The 22,340-nt window shown below is 57.8% G+C and carries 20 protein-coding genes and 1 tRNA gene; 6 read left to right on the forward strand and 15 right to left on the reverse strand.

The window, feature by feature from the left end; genetic code table 11:
* Positions 1-3: 3 nt before the first annotated feature.
* A complete protein-coding gene (gene secF, locus ABNH10_RS13550; protein WP_349386436.1) occupies positions 4-927 on the forward strand; it encodes a protein translocase subunit SecF in 924 nt (307 codons plus the stop codon).
* 108 nt (positions 928-1,035) lie between these two features.
* A complete protein-coding gene (locus ABNH10_RS13555) occupies positions 1,036-1,536 on the forward strand; it encodes a DUF2059 domain-containing protein (protein WP_349386437.1) in 501 nt (166 codons plus the stop codon).
* 132 nt (positions 1,537-1,668) lie between these two features.
* Here ABNH10_RS13555 and ABNH10_RS13560 read toward each other — a convergent pair whose 3' ends face one another.
* From ABNH10_RS13560 to suhB, 7 genes are all read right to left on the reverse strand, one after another.
* Positions 1,669-2,874 carry a pyridoxal phosphate-dependent aminotransferase gene (locus ABNH10_RS13560; protein ID WP_349386438.1) on the reverse strand — a complete coding sequence of 402 codons (1,206 nt, stop codon included), beginning with the start codon at positions 2,872-2,874 and terminating at the stop codon, positions 1,669-1,671.
* Between the two features lie 15 nt (positions 2,875-2,889).
* On the reverse strand, positions 2,890-4,311 hold the full coding sequence (locus tag ABNH10_RS13565; protein WP_349386439.1) for an amidase: 1,422 nt from the start codon (positions 4,309-4,311) through the stop codon (positions 2,890-2,892).
* 76 nt (positions 4,312-4,387) lie between these two features.
* Positions 4,388-5,359, reverse strand: coding sequence for a D-2-hydroxyacid dehydrogenase (locus tag ABNH10_RS13570; RefSeq protein ID WP_349386440.1), 972 nt, complete (start codon positions 5,357-5,359; stop codon positions 4,388-4,390).
* Positions 5,360-5,540: 181 nt separating this feature from the next.
* Positions 5,541-6,788, reverse strand: coding sequence for an aspartate aminotransferase family protein (locus tag ABNH10_RS13575; RefSeq protein WP_349386441.1), 1,248 nt, complete (start codon positions 6,786-6,788; stop codon positions 5,541-5,543).
* Between the two features lie 142 nt (positions 6,789-6,930).
* Positions 6,931-8,082, reverse strand: a complete 1,152-nt coding sequence (locus ABNH10_RS13580; RefSeq protein WP_349386442.1) for an isocitrate/isopropylmalate dehydrogenase family protein — start codon at positions 8,080-8,082, stop codon at positions 6,931-6,933.
* 148 nt (positions 8,083-8,230) lie between these two features.
* A complete protein-coding gene (locus ABNH10_RS13585; protein WP_349386443.1) occupies positions 8,231-9,688 on the reverse strand; it encodes an NAD-dependent succinate-semialdehyde dehydrogenase in 1,458 nt (485 codons plus the stop codon).
* A 247-nt stretch (positions 9,689-9,935) separates the two neighbouring features.
* A complete protein-coding gene (gene suhB / locus ABNH10_RS13590; RefSeq protein ID WP_349386444.1) occupies positions 9,936-10,754 on the reverse strand; it encodes an inositol-1-monophosphatase in 819 nt (272 codons plus the stop codon).
* A 159-nt stretch (positions 10,755-10,913) separates the two neighbouring features.
* Here suhB and ABNH10_RS13595 point away from each other — a divergent pair, with 159 nt between their 5' ends.
* Complete coding sequence (locus ABNH10_RS13595) at positions 10,914-11,699, forward strand: RNA methyltransferase (RefSeq protein ID WP_349386445.1); 786 nt, start codon at positions 10,914-10,916, stop codon at positions 11,697-11,699.
* A gap of 67 nt (positions 11,700-11,766) precedes the next feature.
* Complete coding sequence (gene cysE, locus ABNH10_RS13600) at positions 11,767-12,534, forward strand: serine O-acetyltransferase (RefSeq protein WP_349386446.1); 768 nt, start codon at positions 11,767-11,769, stop codon at positions 12,532-12,534.
* Positions 12,535-12,662: 128 nt separating this feature from the next.
* Here cysE and ychF read toward each other — a convergent pair whose 3' ends face one another.
* The 8 genes from ychF to ABNH10_RS13640 form a co-directional block, all read right to left on the reverse strand.
* A complete protein-coding gene (gene ychF, locus ABNH10_RS13605) occupies positions 12,663-13,754 on the reverse strand; it encodes a redox-regulated ATPase YchF (RefSeq protein ID WP_349386447.1) in 1,092 nt (363 codons plus the stop codon).
* Positions 13,755-13,925: 171 nt separating this feature from the next.
* Complete coding sequence (pth, locus tag ABNH10_RS13610; RefSeq protein WP_349386448.1) at positions 13,926-14,513, reverse strand: aminoacyl-tRNA hydrolase; 588 nt, start codon at positions 14,511-14,513, stop codon at positions 13,926-13,928.
* Between the two features lie 8 nt (positions 14,514-14,521).
* Positions 14,522-15,166 (reverse strand): 50S ribosomal protein L25/general stress protein Ctc, encoded by a 645-nt coding sequence (locus tag ABNH10_RS13615; protein ID WP_349386449.1) that lies wholly within the window; start codon positions 15,164-15,166, stop codon positions 14,522-14,524.
* A 206-nt stretch (positions 15,167-15,372) separates the two neighbouring features.
* Positions 15,373-16,332, reverse strand: coding sequence for a ribose-phosphate diphosphokinase (locus ABNH10_RS13620; protein WP_349386450.1), 960 nt, complete (start codon positions 16,330-16,332; stop codon positions 15,373-15,375).
* 75 nt (positions 16,333-16,407) lie between these two features.
* Positions 16,408-16,483 (reverse strand) — tRNA-Gln (locus ABNH10_RS13625).
* 20 nt (positions 16,484-16,503) lie between these two features.
* Positions 16,504-17,409 carry a 4-(cytidine 5'-diphospho)-2-C-methyl-D-erythritol kinase gene (ispE, locus tag ABNH10_RS13630; RefSeq protein ID WP_349386451.1) on the reverse strand — a complete coding sequence of 302 codons (906 nt, stop codon included), beginning with the start codon at positions 17,407-17,409 and terminating at the stop codon, positions 16,504-16,506.
* The gene (gene lolB / locus ABNH10_RS13635; RefSeq protein ID WP_349386452.1) at positions 17,406-17,993 is read right to left on the reverse strand and encodes a lipoprotein insertase outer membrane protein LolB; all 588 of its coding nucleotides are present in this window, start codon (positions 17,991-17,993) and stop codon (positions 17,406-17,408) included. Before lolB ends, ispE begins: the two co-directional genes overlap by 4 nt.
* Positions 17,990-19,690, reverse strand: a complete 1,701-nt coding sequence (locus ABNH10_RS13640) for a tetratricopeptide repeat protein (RefSeq protein WP_349386453.1) — start codon at positions 19,688-19,690, stop codon at positions 17,990-17,992. The genes lolB and ABNH10_RS13640 overlap by 4 nt, the downstream gene beginning before the upstream one ends.
* Before the next feature lie 224 nt (positions 19,691-19,914).
* On the opposite strand from ABNH10_RS13640, the gene hemA reads away from it, so the two are divergent.
* Positions 19,915-21,171 carry a glutamyl-tRNA reductase gene (hemA, locus tag ABNH10_RS13645; protein WP_349386454.1) on the forward strand — a complete coding sequence of 419 codons (1,257 nt, stop codon included), beginning with the start codon at positions 19,915-19,917 and terminating at the stop codon, positions 21,169-21,171.
* A gap of 81 nt (positions 21,172-21,252) precedes the next feature.
* Complete coding sequence (gene prfA / locus ABNH10_RS13650) at positions 21,253-22,338, forward strand: peptide chain release factor 1 (protein ID WP_349386455.1); 1,086 nt, start codon at positions 21,253-21,255, stop codon at positions 22,336-22,338.
* Positions 22,339-22,340 lie beyond the last annotated feature (2 nt).

Here is a 22,340-nt window from a genome sequence, read left to right on the forward strand (position 1 = left end):
GTTATGAGCAAAGCACCCATGAACATCAACTTTATGGCCGCCCGCAAACCGCTGGGCTTCCTCTCGCTGGCGCTGGTGATTATTTCCGTGGCGCTGTTGCTGACCCGGGGCTTGAACCTTGGGCTGGATTTCACCGGCGGTACTACCGTGGTGGTAAAAAGCCCGGTAGATGTAGAGCTTTCTAAAGTACGTGCCGATCTTGCCGATGCAGGTTTTGGCGATGCCGTCGTCCAGCACTACGGTTCACCCAAGGAGGTGAATATTCGGGTCGCGCCAAGGGATGGCAAAGATGCCGACCAGGTTGGTTTGAATGTTTTTGCTGTGCTCAAAGAGCACAACCCGGATTTGCAAAAGCAGAAAGTGGAATTTGTCGGCCCTCAGGTGGGTGACGAGCTACGTGATGAGTCTGGCACTGCCATGTTGTTGGCGCTGGGCCTGATGATGGTTTACGTGTGGTTCCGTTTCTCCAACAAGTTCGGCGTGGCTACGGTGGTTGCGCTGTTCCACGATGTGCTTATCGTGTTGGGGTTATTTTCACTGGTGCAGTGGCCGTTTGACCTGACGGTGCTGGCGGCGGTGTTGGCATTGATCGGTTACTCGCTGAATGACTCCATCGTTGTGGCAGACCGCATTCGAGAAGACTTCCGTAATTCTCGGGAGACCGATCCGGTTGCCATTATCAACGGCGCCGTGAATCAGACCTTTACCCGGACCATCAATACCTCCGCTACCACCTTGTTGGTATTGGTGGCGCTGTACTTCTTTGGTGGCGAAGTGATGCGAGCTTTCTCTGAGGCATTGCTGGTGGGGGTTTTAGTGGGTACCTATTCGTCCATCTATGTGGTGAGCAACATCCTCTTCATGATGAAGGTCAGCAAGGAAGACTTTATGATTCCGGAGCCGGAAGAAGTGGATGAAATGCCGTAATGGAAATGGATCATTAATAGAGGTCAACTGATAGTGAAAGGCCGTGACGTTGTCACGGCCTTTTTTTTGGGGTTGGCGGTGGAAATATCGCAATAAGTGGAGAAAGTGATGAAAAGTTTTTTAACGATAATATTGCTGTCTTTGGTGTCGGTAGCCGTACACGGTGAAGAGCCGGGGAGTAAGGTTGCAGCAGCAAAAGAGGTTTTAGTGGCCAGTAACGCTAAAGCGATTTTTACTGAAGCGCGCAAGCAAATAGAAAGTATGACCGACCAGGCGTTAGCGAAAACAATTCCTGCTGATAAAAAGGGCATGGTGGAACGCTATGAAAAACGTGTGCAAATTATTCTTGATGAAGGGTTAAATTGGGTCGCCATGGAGGCACAGATGCTGGATATTTATCAACGGACTTTTTCGCAGAAAGAGATGCAGGATATGGCGACCTTCTACCAGTCAGAAAGTGGTCAAGCGATCATGAAGAAAATGCCGAAAGTGATGGCCGAGTCCGTGCAGATTTCCCAGCGGCAAATGCAGCATGTGATGCCGTCCTTGCGGCAAATGTTCTCGGACATGGAAGCTGAGCTGGCTCATGCTGAAGCGCAAAAGCAATAAACCTGATTTGACTGAATAAGAGAAGTTCGGCTGCGTGGCTCCTTCGCTGTGGGGGTAAACCGCATGTGCGAGAGAAAGAATGCAGGCCGGTATGGTATGTCAGTTCGCCCAACCCGGCCTGCAGTTTTCAACTCAGCTGAAGTTCTGTTTTTCCATCCAGGGAATAATCCGGCTAAAGGCTTCTTCTATCTGATCCAGTGATGTGGAATAACTGATGCGTAGCGCATTTCGGCCTGCGTCCCCAAAGGTATCGCCAGAAATAGTACAGACCCCGGTTTCTCGCAGTAGTTTTAGGGCCACGTTCGCGCCATCGACCCCTTCCGGTAATGAAGGGAAAAGGTAGAAGGCTCCGTCGGGTTTGTAGCCGGTTAGGTGCGGCGTTTGCTCTACTAGTTCTACCAACCGGTCCCGGCGCCCTTGATATTCCTCCACCATATTGTCGATGAATTGATTGCTGCCACGCAGAGCGGCGACGCCGGCCCATTGGCAGGGGGTGTTGGCCACTGTGGTGGTGAACATATGGTAGCGGCGTAGCTTTTTAATGGCCCCTTGGCTGCCTATTAGCCAGCCAACACGCATGCCGGCCATGGAGAAGGTTTTCGAGAAGCTGCTGATCACCATGACATGATCCAGGTCCGGGCAACTTGAGAGTACGCTGGGATAATCCTTGCCATCATAGATCAGATGGTCGTAGACCTCGTCGCTGATCACATGGATGCCGCGGTAGGCGGCCTCTTCGACAATGGCGTCGATGGTTTCCCGGGGGTAGATAGTGCCAGTGGGGTTACTGGGTGAGTTGAGGATCACCGCAAAGGTGTTCGGACCCATGGCATCAATGACTTCCTGTGGGTCCAGCTGGTGATTGTTCTCGGCACGGGTGGCAATGCTGCGTACGATGCCACCGTTCATACGGATCAGTGGGCCATAGAGCATGAAAGAAGGGTCCGGCACGATAAACTCTCGGCCGGGCGCGGAGGTAGCGGTTAGCGCCAGATATAGAGCCTCGGTGGCCCCGGTAGTGACCAAGAAGTTTTCCGGCGCCAAGGTGCGCTGGTAACGCTTACTGTAATATTGCGAGAGTGATTCCAGTAACTCCGGCAGGCCAGCATCCATGGTGTAACCGGTCTGGCCCGCATAGAGCGCGTCCACCCCGGCCTGAATCACATGCTGAGGGGGTTTGAAGTCTGGCTGGCCGATGGACAGATGAATGACATCATCCAGGTCCGCCGCTAGGTTCACCATCCGCCGGATACCCGGCACCGGGATGGTTAGCAGGGCCGGGTTCCAGATCGGGTCTTCGCTTTCGTAGAAATCCGTGTCCAGATTACTGTTTCCCATGACTATCTCCTTTCCTTAGCCGCCTTTCAGCAGTTCATCCAGCATCGGTGGAAGGTGCACAAACGGCTGTGCCTGCTCGAAGGCGTGGCCCGCTGCCAATACCCGGGCATCGTCAAAGCGGGCACCCACAATCTGTAACGCCATGGGCAGGCCATTGCTGCTGAGCCCCAGCGGGACAGACAGGGCCGGCTGACCGGTCATGTTGAAGGGGTAGGTGAAGGGCGTCCAGGTGGGCCAACGTGTGCTGGGCCAGTCCACAGGCACTTCCCGGTTGGTGTCGAATGCTTCAATAGGCAAACAGGGGGTGATCAGCAGATCATACTTGGTATGGAACAGGGCCATGCGCTCACTCACCGCCATGCGCTCGTTCATGGCACCCAGATAGTCCAACATGCTCAGTTTTTCCGCCTTGGTGGCGACTTCCACCAGAGCCGGGTCCATCAGGCTGCGCTGACGTTCACCTAAGTCGCGCATGGCATTGGCGGCACCGCTATAGAACAGGTGGCTGAAGGCGGCGAGGGGGTTGCTGAAGCCCGGGTCTACTTCGCTGACAGTGGCACCGAGGGATTCGAAAACCCGGGCCGCTTCACGGGTGGCTTTTTCGATTTCAGGGTTTACGTCCACGTAACCCAGGGTGGTACTTAGGGCGATACGAAGACCTTTCATGGGCTGCTGTAGAGCGGCCACGTAATCAATGCCGCGGCGTGGCGCGGCCAGGCTGTCGCGGGCGTCAGCCTCACTCATTACGGTCATCATCAGCGCGGCATCCGCCACGGTGCGGGTCATGGGGCCAGCGTGAGCCAAGGTGCCGAAAGGGCTGGCGGGCCAGTGAGGGACTTCGCTGAATGTGGGTTTGTGGCCGACGATCCCGCAGAAGCCGGCAGGAATACGGATGGAGCCGCCTGCGTCGGTCCCCAGTGCCATCGGTACCATACCGGCGGATACTGCGGCGGCGCTGCCGCCGCTGCTGCCGCCGGCAGTTTTGCTTGGATCCCAAGGGTTGTTGGTGGGGCCACAAAGGGGGCTGTCGGTAACCCCTTTCCAGCCAAATTCCGGGGTGGTGGTCTTGCCTAGCGGTACGTAGCCGTGACGCTCCAGTGCCGCCACGGCGGGGGAGCGTTTTTCCAGCGTGCTCGCCGGGTCGATGGTTTTTGACCCTTTCAGGGTGGGCCACATTGGCGTGAGGAATACGTCTTTGACGGCCACCGGGATGCCATCAAGCAAGCCGTCAGCATTGCCGTTCTGGTATCGCTGTTCCGCTTCGCGGGCCCATTGCAGCGTGGTATCGCGATCAATCAGACACCAGGCGTTGAGGGCTTCATCGTGGCGCTCAACATGGTCCAGCAGAGTATTACAGACCTCCACGGGAGACAGGGCGCCGGCCTGGTAAGCGGCTTTAAGCGCCTGGGCGCTCATGGTCAGTAGTTCCTTGCTCATCGACGATCCTCCTGGTTTTGATGCTGCTTGAGTAAGACGCCAGCGATGGGTTTACCGCCATGTCTGGCCTTCTGGCTCAGGCATTACTCACATAGCCGTGTTCCTTGCTGACCGGGTTGTCCAGTGGCTGGCCCCGGCGCCAGCGGTGGAAGTTATCGACAAATTGTTGCCCTAGAGCCTGGCGCCAGCCAATGAAGTCCCCGGCCATATGGGCCGAGATCATGACATTGGGTTGATCCCACAGTGGGTGGTGGGGAGGGAGAGGCTCTTCTTCAAACACATCCAATGCCGCGCCAGCCAGCCGGCCTTGCTGTAGGGCGCGGAGCAAGGCTGCCGTTCGCACGATGGGGCCGCGCCCCACGTTGACGAGTGCGGCCCCGGGCTTCATCTGCCGGAACGTGGCGTCGTTAAATAAACCATCGGTATCCGGGGTCAGCGGTGCGGTGATAACCACGTAATCTGCATCGCCCAGCAGCGCGGGCAGATCCTGTTGACGATGTACCCGATGAAAGGCACTGTCCTGGCGGGCATTGCGGGCGGTGCCCACTACCTGCATGCCCATGGCGCGTAATAGCGTGGCGACTTCTCGGCCAATGGAGCCTGCGCCAACCACCAGCGCATTGGCGCCGTGCAGCATACGGGTTTCCCGGTGTTGCCAGCGATGCTGCGCCTGTAGAGCCAAATTGCCGAAGGAGTCTTTGGCGAACATCAACAAGGCGCCGAGTACATATTCGGCGATACCATGATCAAAGATGCCACGGGCATTGGTGACCACAATCTCGCTGTGCTTGATGGGGTCGATCATCAACGCATCCACACCGGCACTGGTGGCGTGGACCCAGCGCACCGGACAATTTTCTGGCCACACTTCGGCCAGTAGATCGGTGCGAAAATCAGTGACGACCAGAATGTCGGTCTTCGATAGTGCGTCTTCTAACTGTGCCGGTGTCCGTGCTTCCTGAACCCGGGCCAGGCCCTCGAGGGTTTCCAGCCCAGGCAGGGCAGGTTCATCTTCGGCCAGTAGCACGGTGATGGTGGTGTCTGTCATCGAGTCTCCTTTCTTTAGCTACAAGAGCAGCAAGCGACAAGGCGGGGAAGCCTTACGGCTTACCGAATTCGTGCGCGCGGTTGGTCAGGTTGCGGCTCATGCCCTTTAGTATCGGTCCGCGCTTTTAATCGCGTTGTCGCTTGCTGCTTGCTGCTTGCTGCTTGGTGCTTGTAGCTGCTCTTCAAGTTTCTTTCAGTGCGGTATCGAATAGTGCGACCGCCTTCTCGATTTCTTTTTCACTGACAGTGAGTGGTGGCAACCAGCGTACCACCTGCCCGTGGGTGCCGCAGCGCAGCATTAGCATGCCGTTGCTTTCGCAATGCTTGAGCAATTTTCCGGCACGTTCCCCGTCGGGTGTGTGCGGGGCGCTGACGATTTCCAGGCCGAGCATGAGGCCCATGCCACGGATTTCATCGATGCAGTCGTGCTGTTTTTGCAGGCCTTGCAGGTGAGTAAGTAACTGCTGGCCGAGAGTGTCTGCACGGGACACCAGCTGCTCTTTCTCGATCACGTCCAGGGTGGCTAATGCGGCGGCACAGGCCACCGCATTGGCGCCGTAGGTGCCCCCCTGAGAGCCGGGATAACCCTGGGCCATGATCTCCTTGCTGGCGGCGATAGCGGACAAAGGATAGCCGCTGGCCAAGCCTTTGGCCGTGATAATCATGTCTGGTTGAGCAGCAAAATGTTCGTGGCTCCAGAATTTGCCGGTGCGGCCAAAGCCCGCCTGGATTTCATCTGCAATCAGCAGAATGCCATGCTTGTCGCAGCGCTCGCGCAGGCCTTTCATGAACGCAGTAGAGGCGGGGTAATAACCATACTCGCCCTGTACCGGCTCAATGATCATGGCGGCCGTATCCGTCGGATTGCACTCGGTGGTAAAGATATGGTCCAGCTCGTTGAGGCAATCAGTGACGCACTGGTCCATGTCCTGGCCATAGCGATAGGCGTGGGGGAACGGCGCAATACTGACCCCGGCCATCAGCGGTTGCCAACCCGTACGTACCTTGCTGGTGGAGGTGGTGAGTGACGCGGCGGCGAGGGTGCGACCGTGGAAGCCGCCCCGGAAAGCGATTAAATTGGTGCGGCCGGTGGCCTGGCGGGCCAGGCGAATGGCTGCCTCTACGGATTCGCTGCCAGAGTTGGCAAAGGCGATGGCATCCAGTCCTTTTGGCAGGTGCTCGTAGAGCCGGTCGGTGAGAGACAGCATGTTGGGGTGGGTCACCGTGGCGTATTGAGCATGTACCAGCTTGGCGACCTGGGCCTGGGTTGCGGCGACCACTTTCGGGTGGCAATGGCCGGTGGATGTCACGCCGATGCCGGAGGTGAAGTCCAGCCAGCGATTCCCTTGTTCATCGTAGAGCCAGCTTCCTTCGCCGCGCTCCGCGCAAATCCCGCTGGACTGAACCAGTAAGGGGGACAAATGACTCATGGTGCCTCCTTTCTCATTGCTCATTGCCGTCGTTGTCTGTTGCGGTGGCCCTTGGTGAACTTGTTTTGTCGCCACCTGTGCAACCTTGTGCCAGCGGAGCGCGGAATACGCCTCGCGGGTGAATTAATGTTACGGACTGGCGCTACCGGGCCAGCAATGCATAAAGCCGCTGTCCTGTTTCCCGAGTGCCACTCTTTTGTCCGTGTTGTGGCGGCGTGTCACCTTCCTTCGCCAAGTCTGCGCTCACTGTGTCATGCAGATGTTGTGCCGCATTGCCCAAAGCAGGGTGGTGCTGGCCCAGCCATTCCAGCGTCATAGCCAAGCTGAGCAGGGTAGCACGGGGGTCCGCCAGGTTTTGCCCGGCGATATCCGGGGCACTGCCGTGCACCGGCTCAAACAGGGCGGGGATGCTGCCGTCTTCCGGGTTTAGGTTGGCGGACGGCGCTAGTCCCGGGCCACCACAGAGTACCGCGGCCAGGTCGGTGAGAATATCTCCATGCAGGTTGCTGGCCACCACCACATCAAAACGCCAAGGGCATTGCACGAATTTCATGCAGGCGGCATCCACCAGCTCATGGTGGGTGTCCACATCGGGGTATTCCCGAGCCAAGCGTAGGAAGGTTTCGGTGTACAGGTCGCCCCAGAATGGTTGGGCATTGCGTTTGGTGATCAAACATACCTGGGCGGACTTTTCATCTTTGAAATGCCGAGGAATGGGGCGTTGCTTGGCCCGCTGGCGAGCCCGTTCGAAGGCATGGCGAATCAATCGTTCGGTAGCAGAGGCGGTGAACACTTCCACTTGGGTGGCCACCTCCTGAGGAGTGCCGGCTCGCAGACGACCGCCCTGATTACTGTATTCGCCTTCGCTGTTTTCGCGAATCACCAGCATGTCTACATCGTTGGCGCGCGGGTCGCTGAGATATTGGGGAGCACCGGGTTGCCAGCGGGCGGGGCGCTCACAGGCCCACAGGTCCAGTTGTTTGCGCAAGGTGAGCAGCGGTGACAGGGAAATACTGTCGGGGAGTACAAAACGATCCGGGTCGTCTAGCGGCCCGGGGTCGCCCAGAGCACCGAGTATAATGGCATCAAAACTTCGAAGCTGCTTTACGCCGTCTTCCGGCATCATCTGCCCGTGCTGTTGGTGCCAAGCGTGGGAGGGCCAAGGAAAGGAGGTGTAGGTCAACGGTAACTTAAAGCGATCAATCAGCAGGGTTAGAGCGTGTTCGGCTACGGCCATAACTTCAGGGCCGATGCCGTCGCCGGGGAGCAGGGCGATGTTTAGCCGTTTCGTCATCCTTAACTCCTATTCATGCTTCAAGCTGCAACACGGGGGCAGGTATGAGCAATGCCAGATCACTGAGCGCGACCAGTACGGTAAAGTCCGGGCCCATGCCTACCAGATTGATGCTTCATTTACCTCGCGTTGTCGCGCGTCGCTGTATTTAGCTTCCCATGCACAGATATTTTGTTTCCAGATACTCTTCCATGCCCTGGTGGGAGCCTTCGCGACCGAGTCCGGATTCCTTGACTCCGCCAAACGGCGCGGTGGCGTTGGAGATCAGGCCTTCGTTAACGCCGACCATGCCGCTTTCCAGCGCTTCGGCGACGCGCCAGCAGCGGTGGATATTGTCACTGTAGAAGTACGCAGCCAGCCCATAGGGGGTGTCGTTGGCAATGCGCAGGGCTTCTTCTTCGGTTTTAAAAGGAATGATGGCTGCCAGCGGCCCGAACGTTTCATCTTGGCAGAGCTGGGCATCGGTGGAGACATTGGTAATCAGGGTGGGCTGTACGTAGTTGCCGCCGCGTTCATGGCGCTGGCCACCAGTGATCACCTTGGCGCCTTTACTCAGAGCATCTTCCAAGTGCTCCATCACCTTGTCGGAGGCGCCGCGGTTGATCAATGCGGCTTGAGAAACGCCTTCATCAAAGCCGTCGCCGACTTTCATGGCTTCGATGGCCACCTTAAATTTTTCCACAAAGGCATCGTGGATGCTTTCTTGGACCAGAAAGCGGTTCACGCAGACGCAGGTCTGGCCAGTGTTGCGGAACTTGCTGGCCATGGCGCCTTCAACAGTTTTATCCAGGTTGGCGTCATCAAATACGAGGAAGGGAGCGTTGCCGCCCAACTCCAGTGAGACTTTCTGGATATGTTTGGCGCACTGAGCCATCAGCTGGCTGCCCACTTCGGTGGAGCCGGTAAAGCTGAGTTTGCGGACAATGGGAGAATCGGTGATGGCGGTGGAGATGGCGCTGGCACTGCCGGTGATAACATTGAAGACACCCGCGGGGATGCCCGCGCGTGCGGCAAGTTCAGCCAGTGCCAGAGCCGAATAAGGGGTGGCGCTGGCCGGTTTGACCACCATGGTGCAGCCTGCAGCCAGTGCGGCGCCGGCTTTGCGGGTAATCATGGAAGAAGGGAAATTCCAAGGGGTGATTGCAGCGGTGACCCCAATGGGTTGTTTGATGACTATAATTTGCTGTCCGGGCTTGGAAGCCGGAATAGTATCGCCGTAGGCTCGGCGGGCTTCTTCGGCAAACCATTTCAGGAAAGAGGCGGAGTAGGCTATTTCGCCTTTGGCTTCGGGCAGCGGTTTGCCCTGTTCCAAGGTCATCAGCCGACCCAGATCATCTTGGTGTTCCATCATCAGGTCGTGCCAGGCCATCAGCAAATTGGCCCGTTCAGCGGCGGTTTTATCGCGCCAGCCAGGAAAAGCCTGGTGGGCGGCGTCAATGGCGCGGCGGGTTTCCGCCTCGCCCATACGAGGCGATGTGCCGATGTCTTCCCCGCTTGCCGGGTTGTCGACTGCAAAGGTGGCGCCGTCATCCGCATCGCACCATTGGCCATTGATGTAGCACTGCTGGCGAAATAGGCCGTTATCAGTGAGAGAAACCGTTGTCATGAAGCACCTCTTTGCTGAACTATTGTGCTTACCACGCTAGCAAAGCATGCCGAGATGTCCATGCGGAAATGAAAAAATTGGTTTGGGATCTAAGGAAAAAAGCAGCAATAAGTGTTTAGCGCCAAGCTGCAACACGAGGAAAGTTGGCTATGCGTGATGGGATGGAGCCGCGATTCGGAGGTTGGGGGGGCGGATAATGAGGCGCGACTCAAGCTGTGCTGGAGCCGCGTTGTAGCTTGGACTTGTTTCAGCGTTTCAGCGTTTCCGTCAGGTGCGGTTTGATTTTTTGTAGCAGCCCCTTGAAGACCTTTGGACTGCCGGCGACGATGCCACCGCTTTCCAGGTATTTATGCCCACCGCTCAGGTCGCCCACCAAACCACCTGCCTCGGTAATTAACAATATCCCGGCGGCTATGTCCCATTCGGCCAGGCCGAATTCAAAGAAACCATCCAATCGACCGGCGGCCAGCCAAGCCAGATCCAGTGCTGCAGAACCGGGGCGACGCAAGCCGGCGGTGGCCGCGGCCACATCGGCGAACATGCCTAGATAGGCATCCATATGCGGCGCCTGGTCTTTACGGAACGGGAAGCCGGTGCCAATCAGGCAACCTTCCAATCCTGCTCGGTTGGTGCAGCGGATGCGGCGGCCGTTGAGGGCGGCGCCACGGCCGCGGCTGGCGGTGAACTCTTCGTCGCGGTTAGGATCGTAGATCACTGCATGCTCCATTTTGCCTTTGTATTTAAGGGCAATGGAGACGCAATATTGCGGGAAGCCATGAATGAAGTTGGTCGTGCCGTCCAGTGGGTCGATGATCCACTGGTAGTCTTTGCCGTCGCCACTGCCTTCGAGAACACCGGATTCTTCAGCCAGAATGCTGTGGTCCGGGTAGGCCTTGCGGATCACATCGATGATGCGTGCTTCTGCAGCACGATCCACTTCGGTAACGAAGTCGTTCATGCCTTTTTGGGTAACTGATAAGGGATCACTGCTTTCGGCAGCTCTACGAATCAGAGTACCCGCCTGACGGGCGGCTCGCAGGGCGATATTCACTTGCGGCGCATGCATGGCATCTATCCTCAATATGACGTGTGGCGTAACGGTTTTAAAGAGCGCGGGGCGGGGAGACTCAAGGTTCCCGTTCCGGGGCGCGGATTGTAGCAGAGCCCGCGCGATCAGGGCAGCCGCCGTGTTAAGATTAGCGCCTTTTTTAATGAGAGGCCTCCCATGTTGGAAAATGTGCGCATCGTGATGGTGGAAACCTCCCACCCCGGCAATATCGGCGCGGCTGCCCGGGCTATGAAAACCATGGGCCTGTCGGACCTGCGGTTGGTGCAGCCACAGTCCTATCCCAGCGTGGAAGCCACCGCCCGTGCCTCCGGTGCCGGGGACGTGCTGGAGGCGGCGCAAGTGTGCAACAGCGTGGATGAGGCGCTGGAAGGCGCCACCCTGGTGATCGGCACTAGCGCCCGTCAGCGTCGTATTCCCTGGCCTTGCCTGACGCCGCGCCAGTTGGCCGCGCAGCTCTCCCACGATTTGGCCAATGCGCCGCAGGATACCCGCATTGCAGTGTTGTTCGGTCGTGAGGACCGGGGGCTGACCAACGACGAACTGCGCCGCTGCAATCTCCACGTGAGTGTCCCCACCAATCCTGAATATGGGGTCTTGAATGTGGCGTCGGCGGTTCAATTAATCAGTTACGAGTTGCGTCTAGCGTTGTTGGGAGATGATTTCGAGTTGCAGGAATCTCGCTCCCGCCGTGAAGTGATGCCACTGCCAGAAATGTTCTGGGATGAACCGCCGGCCACCAATGAAGCGGTCTCTGGTTTTCTCGATCATTTGGAGAAGGTGATGGCACAGAGTGGTTTTTTAAATCCGCAACAGCCTGGTCAAGTAATGACACGCATGCGTCGTTTGTTTATGCGCGCCCGCCCGGACAAAATGGAAATGAGTATTTTGCGCGGCGTATTGGTGGCGCTGGAGAAAAAAATGCAGCGTGATGAAGGCCGATAGGCCGTAGCAAACGGCCACTGGTGTCATCCTAACGGGCCTTGGCCCTAGGTTTCAAAATGAGGTAGTTATGTTGAATCAAGTGCGCGAGGACATTCGTTCGGTCTTTCACCGGGACCCGGCGGCACGCAATACGCTGGAGGTGCTGCTGAATTATCCTGGCTTGCACGCGGTGCTTTTTCATCGCCTGGCGAATGGCTTGTGGACCCGCAATTTTAAGCAGCTAGCGCGCTTGCTCTCCACTTTTGCACGTTGGCTGACCGGCATTGAAATCCACCCCGGCGCTAAAATTGGCCGCCGTTTCTTTATCGACCACGGCATGGGGGTGGTCATTGGCGAAACCGCGGAGATCGGTGATGACGTGACGCTTTATCATGGCGTGACCCTGGGTGGTACCAGTTGGAGCAAAGGCAAACGCCACCCTACCCTGGAGGATGGTGTGGTTGTCGGCGCGGGAGCGAAAGTGTTAGGCCCGTTTACCGTGCACAAGAATGCCAAGATTGGCTCCAACTCTGTGGTCACCAAGGAAGTGCCAGAAGGCGCCACGGTAGTGGGCATTCCAGGCCGGGTCATTAGTCATCCGTTGACCGAGAAAGAAAAAACCCGCCAGGAAATGGCCGAGAAAATTGGTTTCCAGGCCTACGGGGTCAGCAACGATATGCCGGACCCGGTGGCCGAAGCGATCCATCTGTTGCTGGATCACATGCATGCGGTGGACAACAAGCTGGATCGGGTTTGCACCAACCTGAAGAAGCAGGGCATTCAGGGTTGCGATGAGAAACTGCCGGAGTTGAATAGTGAAGACTTTGAACCGGTGAACGCGGGCGGCACGGATTAGAATCCGTTCACTATTCAAACCATTAAAAGTGTAAAGCTGAAACGCGAATGAGTTTTGGCTTGAGTAGAACAAAAAAGCCGCGTCCAAAATTTGGGCGCGGCTTTTTTTGTGGCCAGGAGCATGTCACTTTAAACGTTGAACCGGAAATGCACCACGTCGCCGTCTTTGACGATGTATTCCTTGCCTTCAAGGCGCCATTTACCGGCTTCCTTGGCGCCTTGTTCGCCATTGTTGGCGATATAGTCTTCGTAGCCGGTGACTTCGGCACGGATGAAGCCTTTCTCGAAATCCGTGTGGATCACGCCTGCGGCCTGGGGCGCGGTGGCTCCAACGCGCACGGTCCAGGCGCGCACTTCTTTAACGCCGGCGGTGAAGTAGGTCTGCAGGCCGAGCAAATCAAAGCCGGCGCGAATGACTCGATTCAGGCCCGGCTCTTCCATGCCCAGGTCGGCAAGGAAGTCGGCTTTTTCTTCATCGTCCAGCTCAGCAATTTCCGATTCAATCTTGGCGCAGATAGGCACAATGGAGGAATTTTCTTTCTCGGCCAGCTCGCGTACGGCGTCCAGCAAGGCGTTGTCCTCAAAGCCCCCTTCGTCCACGTTGGCAATGTACATGGTAGGCTTCAGCGTCAGCAGGTTAAGGCTTTTAATTGCCTTGCGCTCATCGTCTGTGAGCTCCACGGAACGGGCCGGGTCGCCTTCGCTAAGGGCGGGCAGTACCTTGTCCAGGACCGGCAGCAGGCCTTTGGCGTCTTTGTCCTGACCTTTGGCCGCCTTGGTGGCGCGGAAGTGTGCTTTTTCCACAGTATCCAGATCGGCGAGGGCCAGCTCGGTATTGATCACGTCGATATCGTCCAGTGGGGATACCTTGCCCGATACGTGGATGACGTTTTCATCGTCGAAGCAGCGCACCACGTGGGCGATGGCGTCAGTTTCACGGATGTTGGCCAGGAACTTGTTGCCCAGGCCTTCGCCTTTGGAAGCCCCGGCTACCAGCCCTGCGATGTCGACAAATTCCATGGTGGCGGGCATCACCCGTTCCGGGCTGACGATGGCGGACAGCTTGTCCAGGCGGGGGTCCGGTACTGGAACCACACCGGTGTTGGGTTCAATGGTGCAGAACGGAAAGTTCTCGGCATCAATACCCGCTTTGGTGAGCGCGTTGAACAAGGTGGATTTGCCCACGTTGGGCAGACCGACGATACCGCATTTGAAACCCATGACAGACCTCCATTTTTCGAGGTCGCAATGCTACATGAGCGGCAAGCGACAAGCTACAAGCCGCGGTGTGAGTGCTACTTTTCTTGGTTTAAAGCAACAAGTTGCAGGCAGAGTGCGGGTGCGGGTCTGTGGTATCAGGATTGCTCGACGACTTGAGGCTTGTAGCTGCTTTTATGCCTTGAAGCCATTGAGCTGGTTCATGGCGCCATCCAGGTCGCCGCGAAGCATATCAGCGGTGTAGTGGACAGCTTCGTCGATGGCGCGTTCGATCAGGTCTCGATCGGCTTTGGAGGGCTTGCTCAGCACATGGGGGGTAACCCGGTCTGCAGAGCCAGGGTGGCCGATGCCCAGACGCAGGCGGTAAAAATCACGGCTGTTGCCATGCCGGCTGATGATGTCGCGCAGACCATTGTGTCCGCCGTGGCCGCCGCCTTGCTTGAAGCGGGCGCAGCCGGGGGGCAGGTCGAGCTCGTCGTGAGCAACCAGTATCTGCGTAACGGGGATCTTGAAGAAATTCGCCAGAGCGGCGGTGGCCTGACCACTGCGGTTCATGAAGGTGGTCGGTACCAGCAGGCGAATTGTTTCGCCTTCAAAGGAAAAGGTGGCGGTGAGGCCGAAATATTTCTTGTCTTCGGTAAGGAAGACGCCCTGACGTCGAGCCAAAGCGTCCACATACCAGACGCCAGCGTTGTGGCGGGTGTCTTCATATTCGCGGCCCGGGTTGCCCAGGCCTACGATCAGTCGAACAGGATCCGCCACGGTGGGTCTTATTCCTCGCTTGCGGCTTCTTCGCCTTCGGCGGCGTCGTCGTCATCGGAGGACGCACGCACTTTAGGTTGGTGAACCGCCGCTACCGGCTGGTCGTGGTCTTCGCCCAGTGCGAGCTGGGTCAGTTCCACGCCTTTCGGGAGTTTCAGATCGGAAAGGTGAACGACGGAGTCCAGTTCAGTGTTAGCCATGTCCACTTCGATGAACTCAGGCAGGTCCTGGGGCAGACAGCTCACTTCCACTTCTGCGAAGTTGTGCTGGATCTCGCCGCCTTGCTTCTTCACGCCAATGGAGCTTTCTTCGTTGGTGAAGTGCAGAGGCACGTTCATGGTGATCTTGTGGGTCTTGTCGACGCGCAGCAGATCCACGTGTAGCGGGTGCCCCTTGGCCGGATGACGCTGCATGTCACGCAGTACGGCCTGAACATCAACGCCGTCCAACTTGAGGATGAGAATGTGGCTGTAGAACGCTTCATTTTCCAGGGCTTTTTTCAGCTCGCGCAGTTCAACGCTGATCATCTGCGGCTCGGCTTCGCCACCGTAGAGGATGCCAGGAACACGTTCTTGCAGACGACGCAGGCGGCGGCTCGCACCTTTCCCTGTATCGCTGCGGCTTTCTGCATTCAGCAGGAATTCATTGGACATGGTATGTCTCCAGTATGCTCTCGGGCTTCCCGCGACCAGGTCGGCCAGAGAGGTTGATATAAAGCCACGGAGTATTCCGCGGGGGCGCGATTATGCAGGAAAAGTACGCCAGACGCCAGATGCTGGTAGCAAGAGGGCATAAAAAACAAAACCCGCTTGAGAAGCGGGTTTCTGGGGCAGGCATCAGGCTGTTGTTCTCTGGCGTTTTATACCAGCTCCAGCCGGTCGAACATTGCGCTCAGGGACTCTTCATTGTTCACTCGACGTACGGTTTCGGCGAGCATGGGCGCGAGGCTGAGAACGCGGATATTGTTGCAGGCGCGGCCCGCATCCGACAATGGAATGGTGTCGGTGACTACCAGTTGATCCAGAGAGCTATTGGCAATGTTGTCGATGGCCGGGCCGGACAGAATCGGGTGAGTGATGTAAGCGTAGACTTTGGCGGCGCCGTGTTCTTTCAGAGCGTCGGCCGCTTTGCATAGCGTACCCGCGGTGTCGACCATGTCGTCCACTAGCACGCAGGTGCGGCCTTCCACTTCACCGATGATATGCATGACCTGAGAAACATTGGCTTTGGGGCGACGCTTGTCGATGATGGCCAGGTCGGCATCATTGAGTTGCTTGGCTAGGGCGCGCGCCCGGACCACACCGCCCACATCCGGGGAAACCACCATCAGGTCATCATGGCTTTGGCGTTCGATATCCGCCACGATCAGCGGGGTGGCGTAGACGTTGTCCACCGGGATATCGAAGAAGCCCTGGATTTGGTCGGCGTGGAGGTCAACGGTGACGACGCGATCAATCCCCACAGCGGTAATCATGTCGGCGACGACTTTGGCGGTAATGGGCACCCGAGCGGAGCGCACGCGGCGATCCTGGCGGGCATACCCAAAGTAGGGGACAACAGCGGTGATACGGCCTGCCGAGGAGCGACGAAGGGCGTCGGCCATGACCAGCAACTCCATAATATTGTTGTTGGTCGGGTTGCAGGTGGATTGCACGATAAAAACATCTTTGCCGCGCACGTTTTCCTGGATTTCCACGGCCACTTCGCCATCACTGAAGGTGCCCACATCGGCGTTACCGATAGGCAGGTTCAGGTGCTTGACCATGGCTTTGGCCAGTTCGGGATTTGCGTTACCGGTGAAAACGACGAGCTTGGACACTGGCGCCCCCTGGGGTCTTGCGTCGTGAATTTGGGAACCACTAAGGGGAAGGGTAAGAGGTTCCTCAGAAGAAAATGGCTGGGGTACCAGGACTCGAACCTGGGAATAACGGGATCAAAACCCGCTGCCTTACCAACTTGGCTATACCCCAACACTCGGTCTCAGGCCCGCTTAAGCGGGTTTGCCTGAATTCTTTGTCTCTCGAAACTTCGCCAGTGTCTCTCCCAGAATCTGGTGGAGAGGGGAAGTGTTACAGCTTCGAGCGACGAAACCTGTCCAGTGTTGTGGCAACTGTTGCAGCAATTGCTGCCCCTGTTGCAATCCGGTCAGACGAGAAAAACAGCAAGCGCCTGTGCCGGTCATACGAGCATTGCCCGTATGTTGCTTGAGCCAGTCCAGCGTTTTTCCGATTTCAGGAAAATGCCGGGTTGCTACCGCTTCACAGTCGTTGTGAAAGTCGCGGGTCAGCACCGCCTCAAGCGAGGCCGGTAATTTACTGATGGGTGTATCCCTTGTCAATTGCCGGTCGCCGAAAATTCGAGCAGTTGACACATGAATTCCGGGGTGAACGACCAAAAAAACGTTATTTGGCAAAATAACGGGGGTTATTTGCTCGCCGACTCCTTCTGCCCAGGCGCTTTTGCCAAACACAAAAACGGGCACGTCAGCGCCTAATGTCAAGCCGATGTGAGCCAGCTCCTGCAGAGTGAGGCCCAGGGCCCAAAATGCATTCAGGCCCAGCAAGGCGGTAGCCGCGTCGGAGGAGCCTCCGCCCACGCCGCCGCCCATGGGCAGGCGCTTGGTTAGGGTGATGGCGGCGCCTTTTGAGCTGCCGGTGCGGGCTTGCAGCGCCCGAGCAGCCTGCAAAATCAGGTTGCTGTCGTCCATGGGCAGGTCGCTGGTGCCACCTTCCTGATGGCATTGTAGTGACAGGGTGTCCGCCGGGGAGAAGCTCAAGGTATCGCCATGGTCGAGCAGGGCGAAGACGGTCTGCAGCTGGTGATAGCCGTCTTCACGGCGGCCGGTGATGTGCAGGAACAGATTGAGCTTGGCGGGAGCGGGTAACGTTAGTGTCACTGGGCGCCGCCGGCTGGCTGCCAATCTTTAATCAGCAAAGTAAAGCGATTGCTTTTCTGCTGGGCTTTGATTCTGTAGGGCAGGGTGATGCCGGCGGTGGGCTCGTAACGGTCGAAGGTAAGCGACCACCCCAGCTGTTCAAGGGTGATCAGGCGTTGCTGATCGTCGTACCCGGCTTCAGAGGGTGCGCCGGGCCAAGGCAGGCCGCGAGCCCAGTACTGCAAGGCGGATACGGGCAGCCAGAAGCCGGTGAGATGCCAGGCCAGCTCGCCGGGGCTACGGGCTTGGTAGGTTTCCTTGGCGGTGATCAGTTCCGCGCGGCCGCTGTCCCAGTGTAAATCGGCGCTACCAAAACCCAGCGGGCCGGAGAAGTGAATATTGCCCCGCTGCGGTTGCTGGTGCCAGTCAAAGGTGGCGCTGCCGCCGTCATTGATGGTGCGGTAACCCAACTTGCCCTGCATCTGCCATTGTTGGATCTGGCTTGGATGGTCGAACTGGGCCGTGGTGGTGGGGCGTAGCTGGCAGGCACCCAGGATTAGGGTGGTTAGCGTAAGGCCAATAATACGGGCAAGGCTCAGTGTCACAGGCGGGCTCCGAGTTTTTCCATGACTTCACGGATATGGGGGGCGTCGGGGTCGCTTTCCAAGGCGGCGCGCCAAACCTGGCGGGCTTGATTTTGTGCACCCAATACCCACAGGACTTCACCGTAGTGGGCGGCCACTTCCGGGTCGGGGAATTTTTCGTAGGCCCGGCGCAGGTAGTCCCGGGCGGCATCCGGTTCGCCGCGTTTGTAGAGCACCCAGCCCATAGAGTCGAGAATGGCTGGATCTTCCGGGCGCAGCTCCAGTGCCTTGGCCACGTACTGATACGCTTCGTCTAGCCGGTCAGTGCGGTTGCCCAGGGTATAACCCAGAGCATTGAGGGCGCTGGCATCCTTCGGATTCAGAATGATAATACGCTTCAGGTCCTTTTCCAGCTGGGCCATGTCGCCCACTTTTTCGGCGGCCATGGCACGGCTGTAGAGGAGCTCGGTGTTGTCGGGCTGGTCGCGCAGGGCATCATTGATCAGGGCGATGGCGCCTAATGGATCGCCGTTATTGCTGCGCATTTCCGCTTCGGTAATGATTAGGCTGTCTTGCAGTTCTGGCTGCTGCTGAGCCAGGTTATGCATTAGCGCGTGGCCTTGGCTGGTATTGCCTTGCTGGTAGAGAAGCTGGGCAGCCTGCACCCGAGCGCGGATAGCCTGGGGGCCGCCTACTTTCAGGTAATGCCCCACGGCGGTGTCCAGGTCCAGTTCCTGCTCGGCGGCTTGGGCCAGGTACAGGTGGATCTCGTCGGGTCGGTAATTCTGGGCGAGCAGAGCGTTGAGATGAGTCTGAGCAGTGTTGCTGGCGCCGGCTTCCAAGGCCAGCAAAGCCAGAGAAAAGCGCAGATCCAGGTCTAAAGGATTTTGCTCAGCCATAATGGTGAGCTGCTTTTCGGCGGCTTCCAGCTCGCCGGATGTTAGTAGCATGCGTACATAGGCGATGCGTGGGCGTCGTGCCTGAGGGTACTTGCGTACCAGTTTCTTTAGGTGGCGCAGAGCTTTTTCCTGGTCTCCTGTTTCGTAAAGGAGCTGTGCCTTGAGCAACAGTGCATCTTCATGGCGCGGCATCAGTTTGAGGGTGCGCTCGGTGGCCTCCAGGGCGGGCTGAGGTTGCTCTTCATGTTCCAGCCACAGAGCACGTGCATACCACAGTGGAGCCTGATCCGGGTAGCGCTGGGTTAGCTGGGCCAGCGCTTCCACTAGCTGCAAGTTTCCTTGCGCACCCAGTCCGCGGGCCTGGTTGACCAATCGGCCCAGGGCATCTTCGCCGTGGACGCTGAGCAGCTGATCCAGATAACGGGTGGCCGTTGCGGTATTGCCAAGGCGAATTTCGGACAGGATGGCCACTTGCAGGGCGTCTTCGTTGTGTGGCGACGTCTCCAGCCAGAGTTCGCTCATGGCCAGTGCCTGTAGCGGGTCTTCCAGGTAATGGGCCAGCTGAGCCGCCTGACTGATTACCTTCGGGTCGCGCGTGCTCTCGGCAGCTCGACTGTAATAGCCGAGGGTGACACCCAGTGACTGACGCTGGGCGGCGACTTCTGCCACCAGCAAGTCAGACAGCGTTTCACTGTCGTAATCGGGGGCACTGGCCGTTGGCGCGGGAAGTTGCGGTTCGGCGGCAGGGGTGATGGTCTGGCTGGCGCAGCCGTGGATCAGAAGGGCGCAGCAGAGTGGCAGAATTGGGAAGCGCGTCATTAAGGTCGGTATGCCTGTTTTCTGTTTCGGCTATCATGGCACAGCGATTGGCCATTGCCCAAACCGCGACGTTGTTGGTGGGAGCGATACGCCTTTGCTATCGGTCGTGACATTGTTTTGAAGGGCGCTTTCGCGCAAAATGCCACACCCTTGCGCCCCGGCTTTCCGGGGTTTCGGGCTGACCGGGTACGATCGCCCGCTGTCAATGTCGGGCACAGGAAATTATGAATTTAGTCGCTGTCGGCGTAAATCACACCACTGCGGATGTGGAGCTACGCGAACGCCTGGCGTTTTCACCGCAGCAGGCGGAAGCGGCGCTGGCCAGCTTGCGTGAGATGCCGGGGGTGCGGGAAGCGGCATTGCTGTCTACCTGTAACCGTACCGAGCTGTATTGTCTCACCGACGAAGATTCGCCGAATTTTGGCCAATGGCTGGCCTCCAGCCGTAATCTGTCTGCCGAGCGACTCTCCACGGTGCTGTATCAGCATACCGGTGAGCAGGCGCTGGAGCATATGATGCGCGTGGCCGGCGGGCTGGATTCACTGGTGCTGGGCGAGCCACAGATCCTTGGCCAGATGCGTGAAGCCTATGCGCGGGCCCACGAGGCCGGGTTGCTCAACGGCGAGTTGTCACGTCTTTTTCAGGAAGTGTTTTCAGTCGCCAAGCGGATCCGTACGGAAACCGGTATCGGTGCTAACCCGGTGTCTGTGGCCTATGCGGCAGTTTCGTTTGCGCGTCACATTTTTGCTGACCTGAAAAAAAGCCGAGCGCTGCTGATTGGGGCCGGTGAAATGATTGAGCTGGTAGCGCGTCACTTGAGTGAGCAGCAGGTTCAGGAAATTACCATTGCTAACCGCACTCAGGAGCGAGCCTCGGAGTTGGCCGCCGCCGTGGGGGGGCGTGGCATCAGCCTGGAAGAATTGCCGGTGGCGCTGGAGCGTGCCGATATTCTGATTTCCTGTACCGCCGCGCCGTTGCCGATTATGGGCAAGGGTATGGTGGAGCGGGCGCTGAAAAAACGCCGTCACCGGCCCATGTTCATGGTGGATATTGCCGTGCCACGGGATATCGAACCGGAAGTGGGTGAGCTGGATGATGTTTACCTGTATACGGTGGATCATCTACAAGAAGCGATTCAGGAAAATGTCCGTTCTCGTCAGCAGGCGGCCCAGGAGGCCTCCGAGCTGATTCGAGATGCCATCGTGCGTCATCGTCGCCAGCGTCGTGAGCAGGATGCGGTTAAGGTGCTGCGCGATTACCGTGAGCAGCACACTGCCCTGGCGGAAAGCGAGCTGGAAAAAGCATTACACCAATTGCGCAATGGCGGCGATGCGGAGCAGGTGCTGCGCAGGTACCAGCATTCGCTAGTGAATAAATGGCTGCATTCCCCCAGCGTGACTCTGCGCAAAATGGCCGCAGATGGCCGTGCCGAAGCCCTGCTGTTAGCTCGTGAGTTGCTGCTCGACGACGACCAGTCGTAGCGCAAACGACTCTCCGGATGTATCGAATTTTTGCGTGCGCCCGCCGGGCGGCGTATTTGCGTGAAGCATGGAAGTGAATTTATGAAAGCGTCATTACAAGGCAAGCTGGATAAGCTTGCAGACCGGTTTGAAGAGTTGGCGGGGTTGTTGTCCGATCCGGATGTAATCAGCAACCAGAACCAGTTCCGTGACCTGTCCCGGGAATACGCTGAAATTGATCCGGTGGTGAAGTGTTATCGCCAATACCTGCACGCCGTGGAAGATCATGGTGCGGCTAAAGCGATGCAGGACGACAGCGACGCGGATATGCGTGAGATGGGTGCGGAAGAAGCCCGTGATGCCCAGGAGCGCATGGAGGCGTTAGCGGCAGAGCTGCAAAAGCTGATGCTACCGAAGGATCCCCGCGATGGCGCCAATGTGTTTCTTGAAGTTCGCGCCGGGACGGGGGGAGACGAAGCGGCCATTTTTGCCGGGGACCTGTTCCGCATGTACTCCAAGTATGCGGACCACCGGGGTTGGAAAGTGGAAATGGTGAGCGCCAGTGAGGGCGAGCATGGTGGCTATAAGGAAGTGATCGCACGGGTGATTGGCGATGGCGTCTATTCGCGGATGAAATTTGAATCCGGGGCCCACCGGGTGCAACGGGTGCCGGCCACGGAATCCCAGGGGCGTATTCATACCTCCGCCTGCACAGTGGCGATTATGGCTGAAGCGGAAGACCTGGGGGATATCAAGATTCGCACTGAAGACCTGCGTATTGATACCTATCGTTCCTCCGGCGCCGGCGGTCAGCACGTTAACACCACGGATTCGGCCGTGCGCATTACTCACTTGCCCACCGGGGTGGTGGTGGAGTGCCAGGATGAGCGTAGCCAGCACAAAAACAAGGCTCGGGCTATGAGCCTGCTGAGCGCTAAGCTGTATGACGCGCAGCAGAATGCGGCCCATGCCGAGCAGGCTGCGGAGCGTAAATCCCTCGTCGGGTCCGGCGATCGTTCAGAGCGTATCCGGACCTATAACTATCCTCAGGGACGAGTCACTGATCACCGCATTAATCTTACCCTTTACCGGTTAAATGAAATCGTGGAAGGAGACTTGGATGAAGTGGTGGGTGCGCTGCTGGCGGAGTATCAGGCGGATCAGCTAGCGGCCTTGGGCGAGCAGTAATC

Source organism: Alcanivorax sp. (genome assembly GCF_040119285.1).
Classification (GTDB): Bacteria; Pseudomonadota; Gammaproteobacteria; order Pseudomonadales; family Alcanivoracaceae; genus Alcanivorax.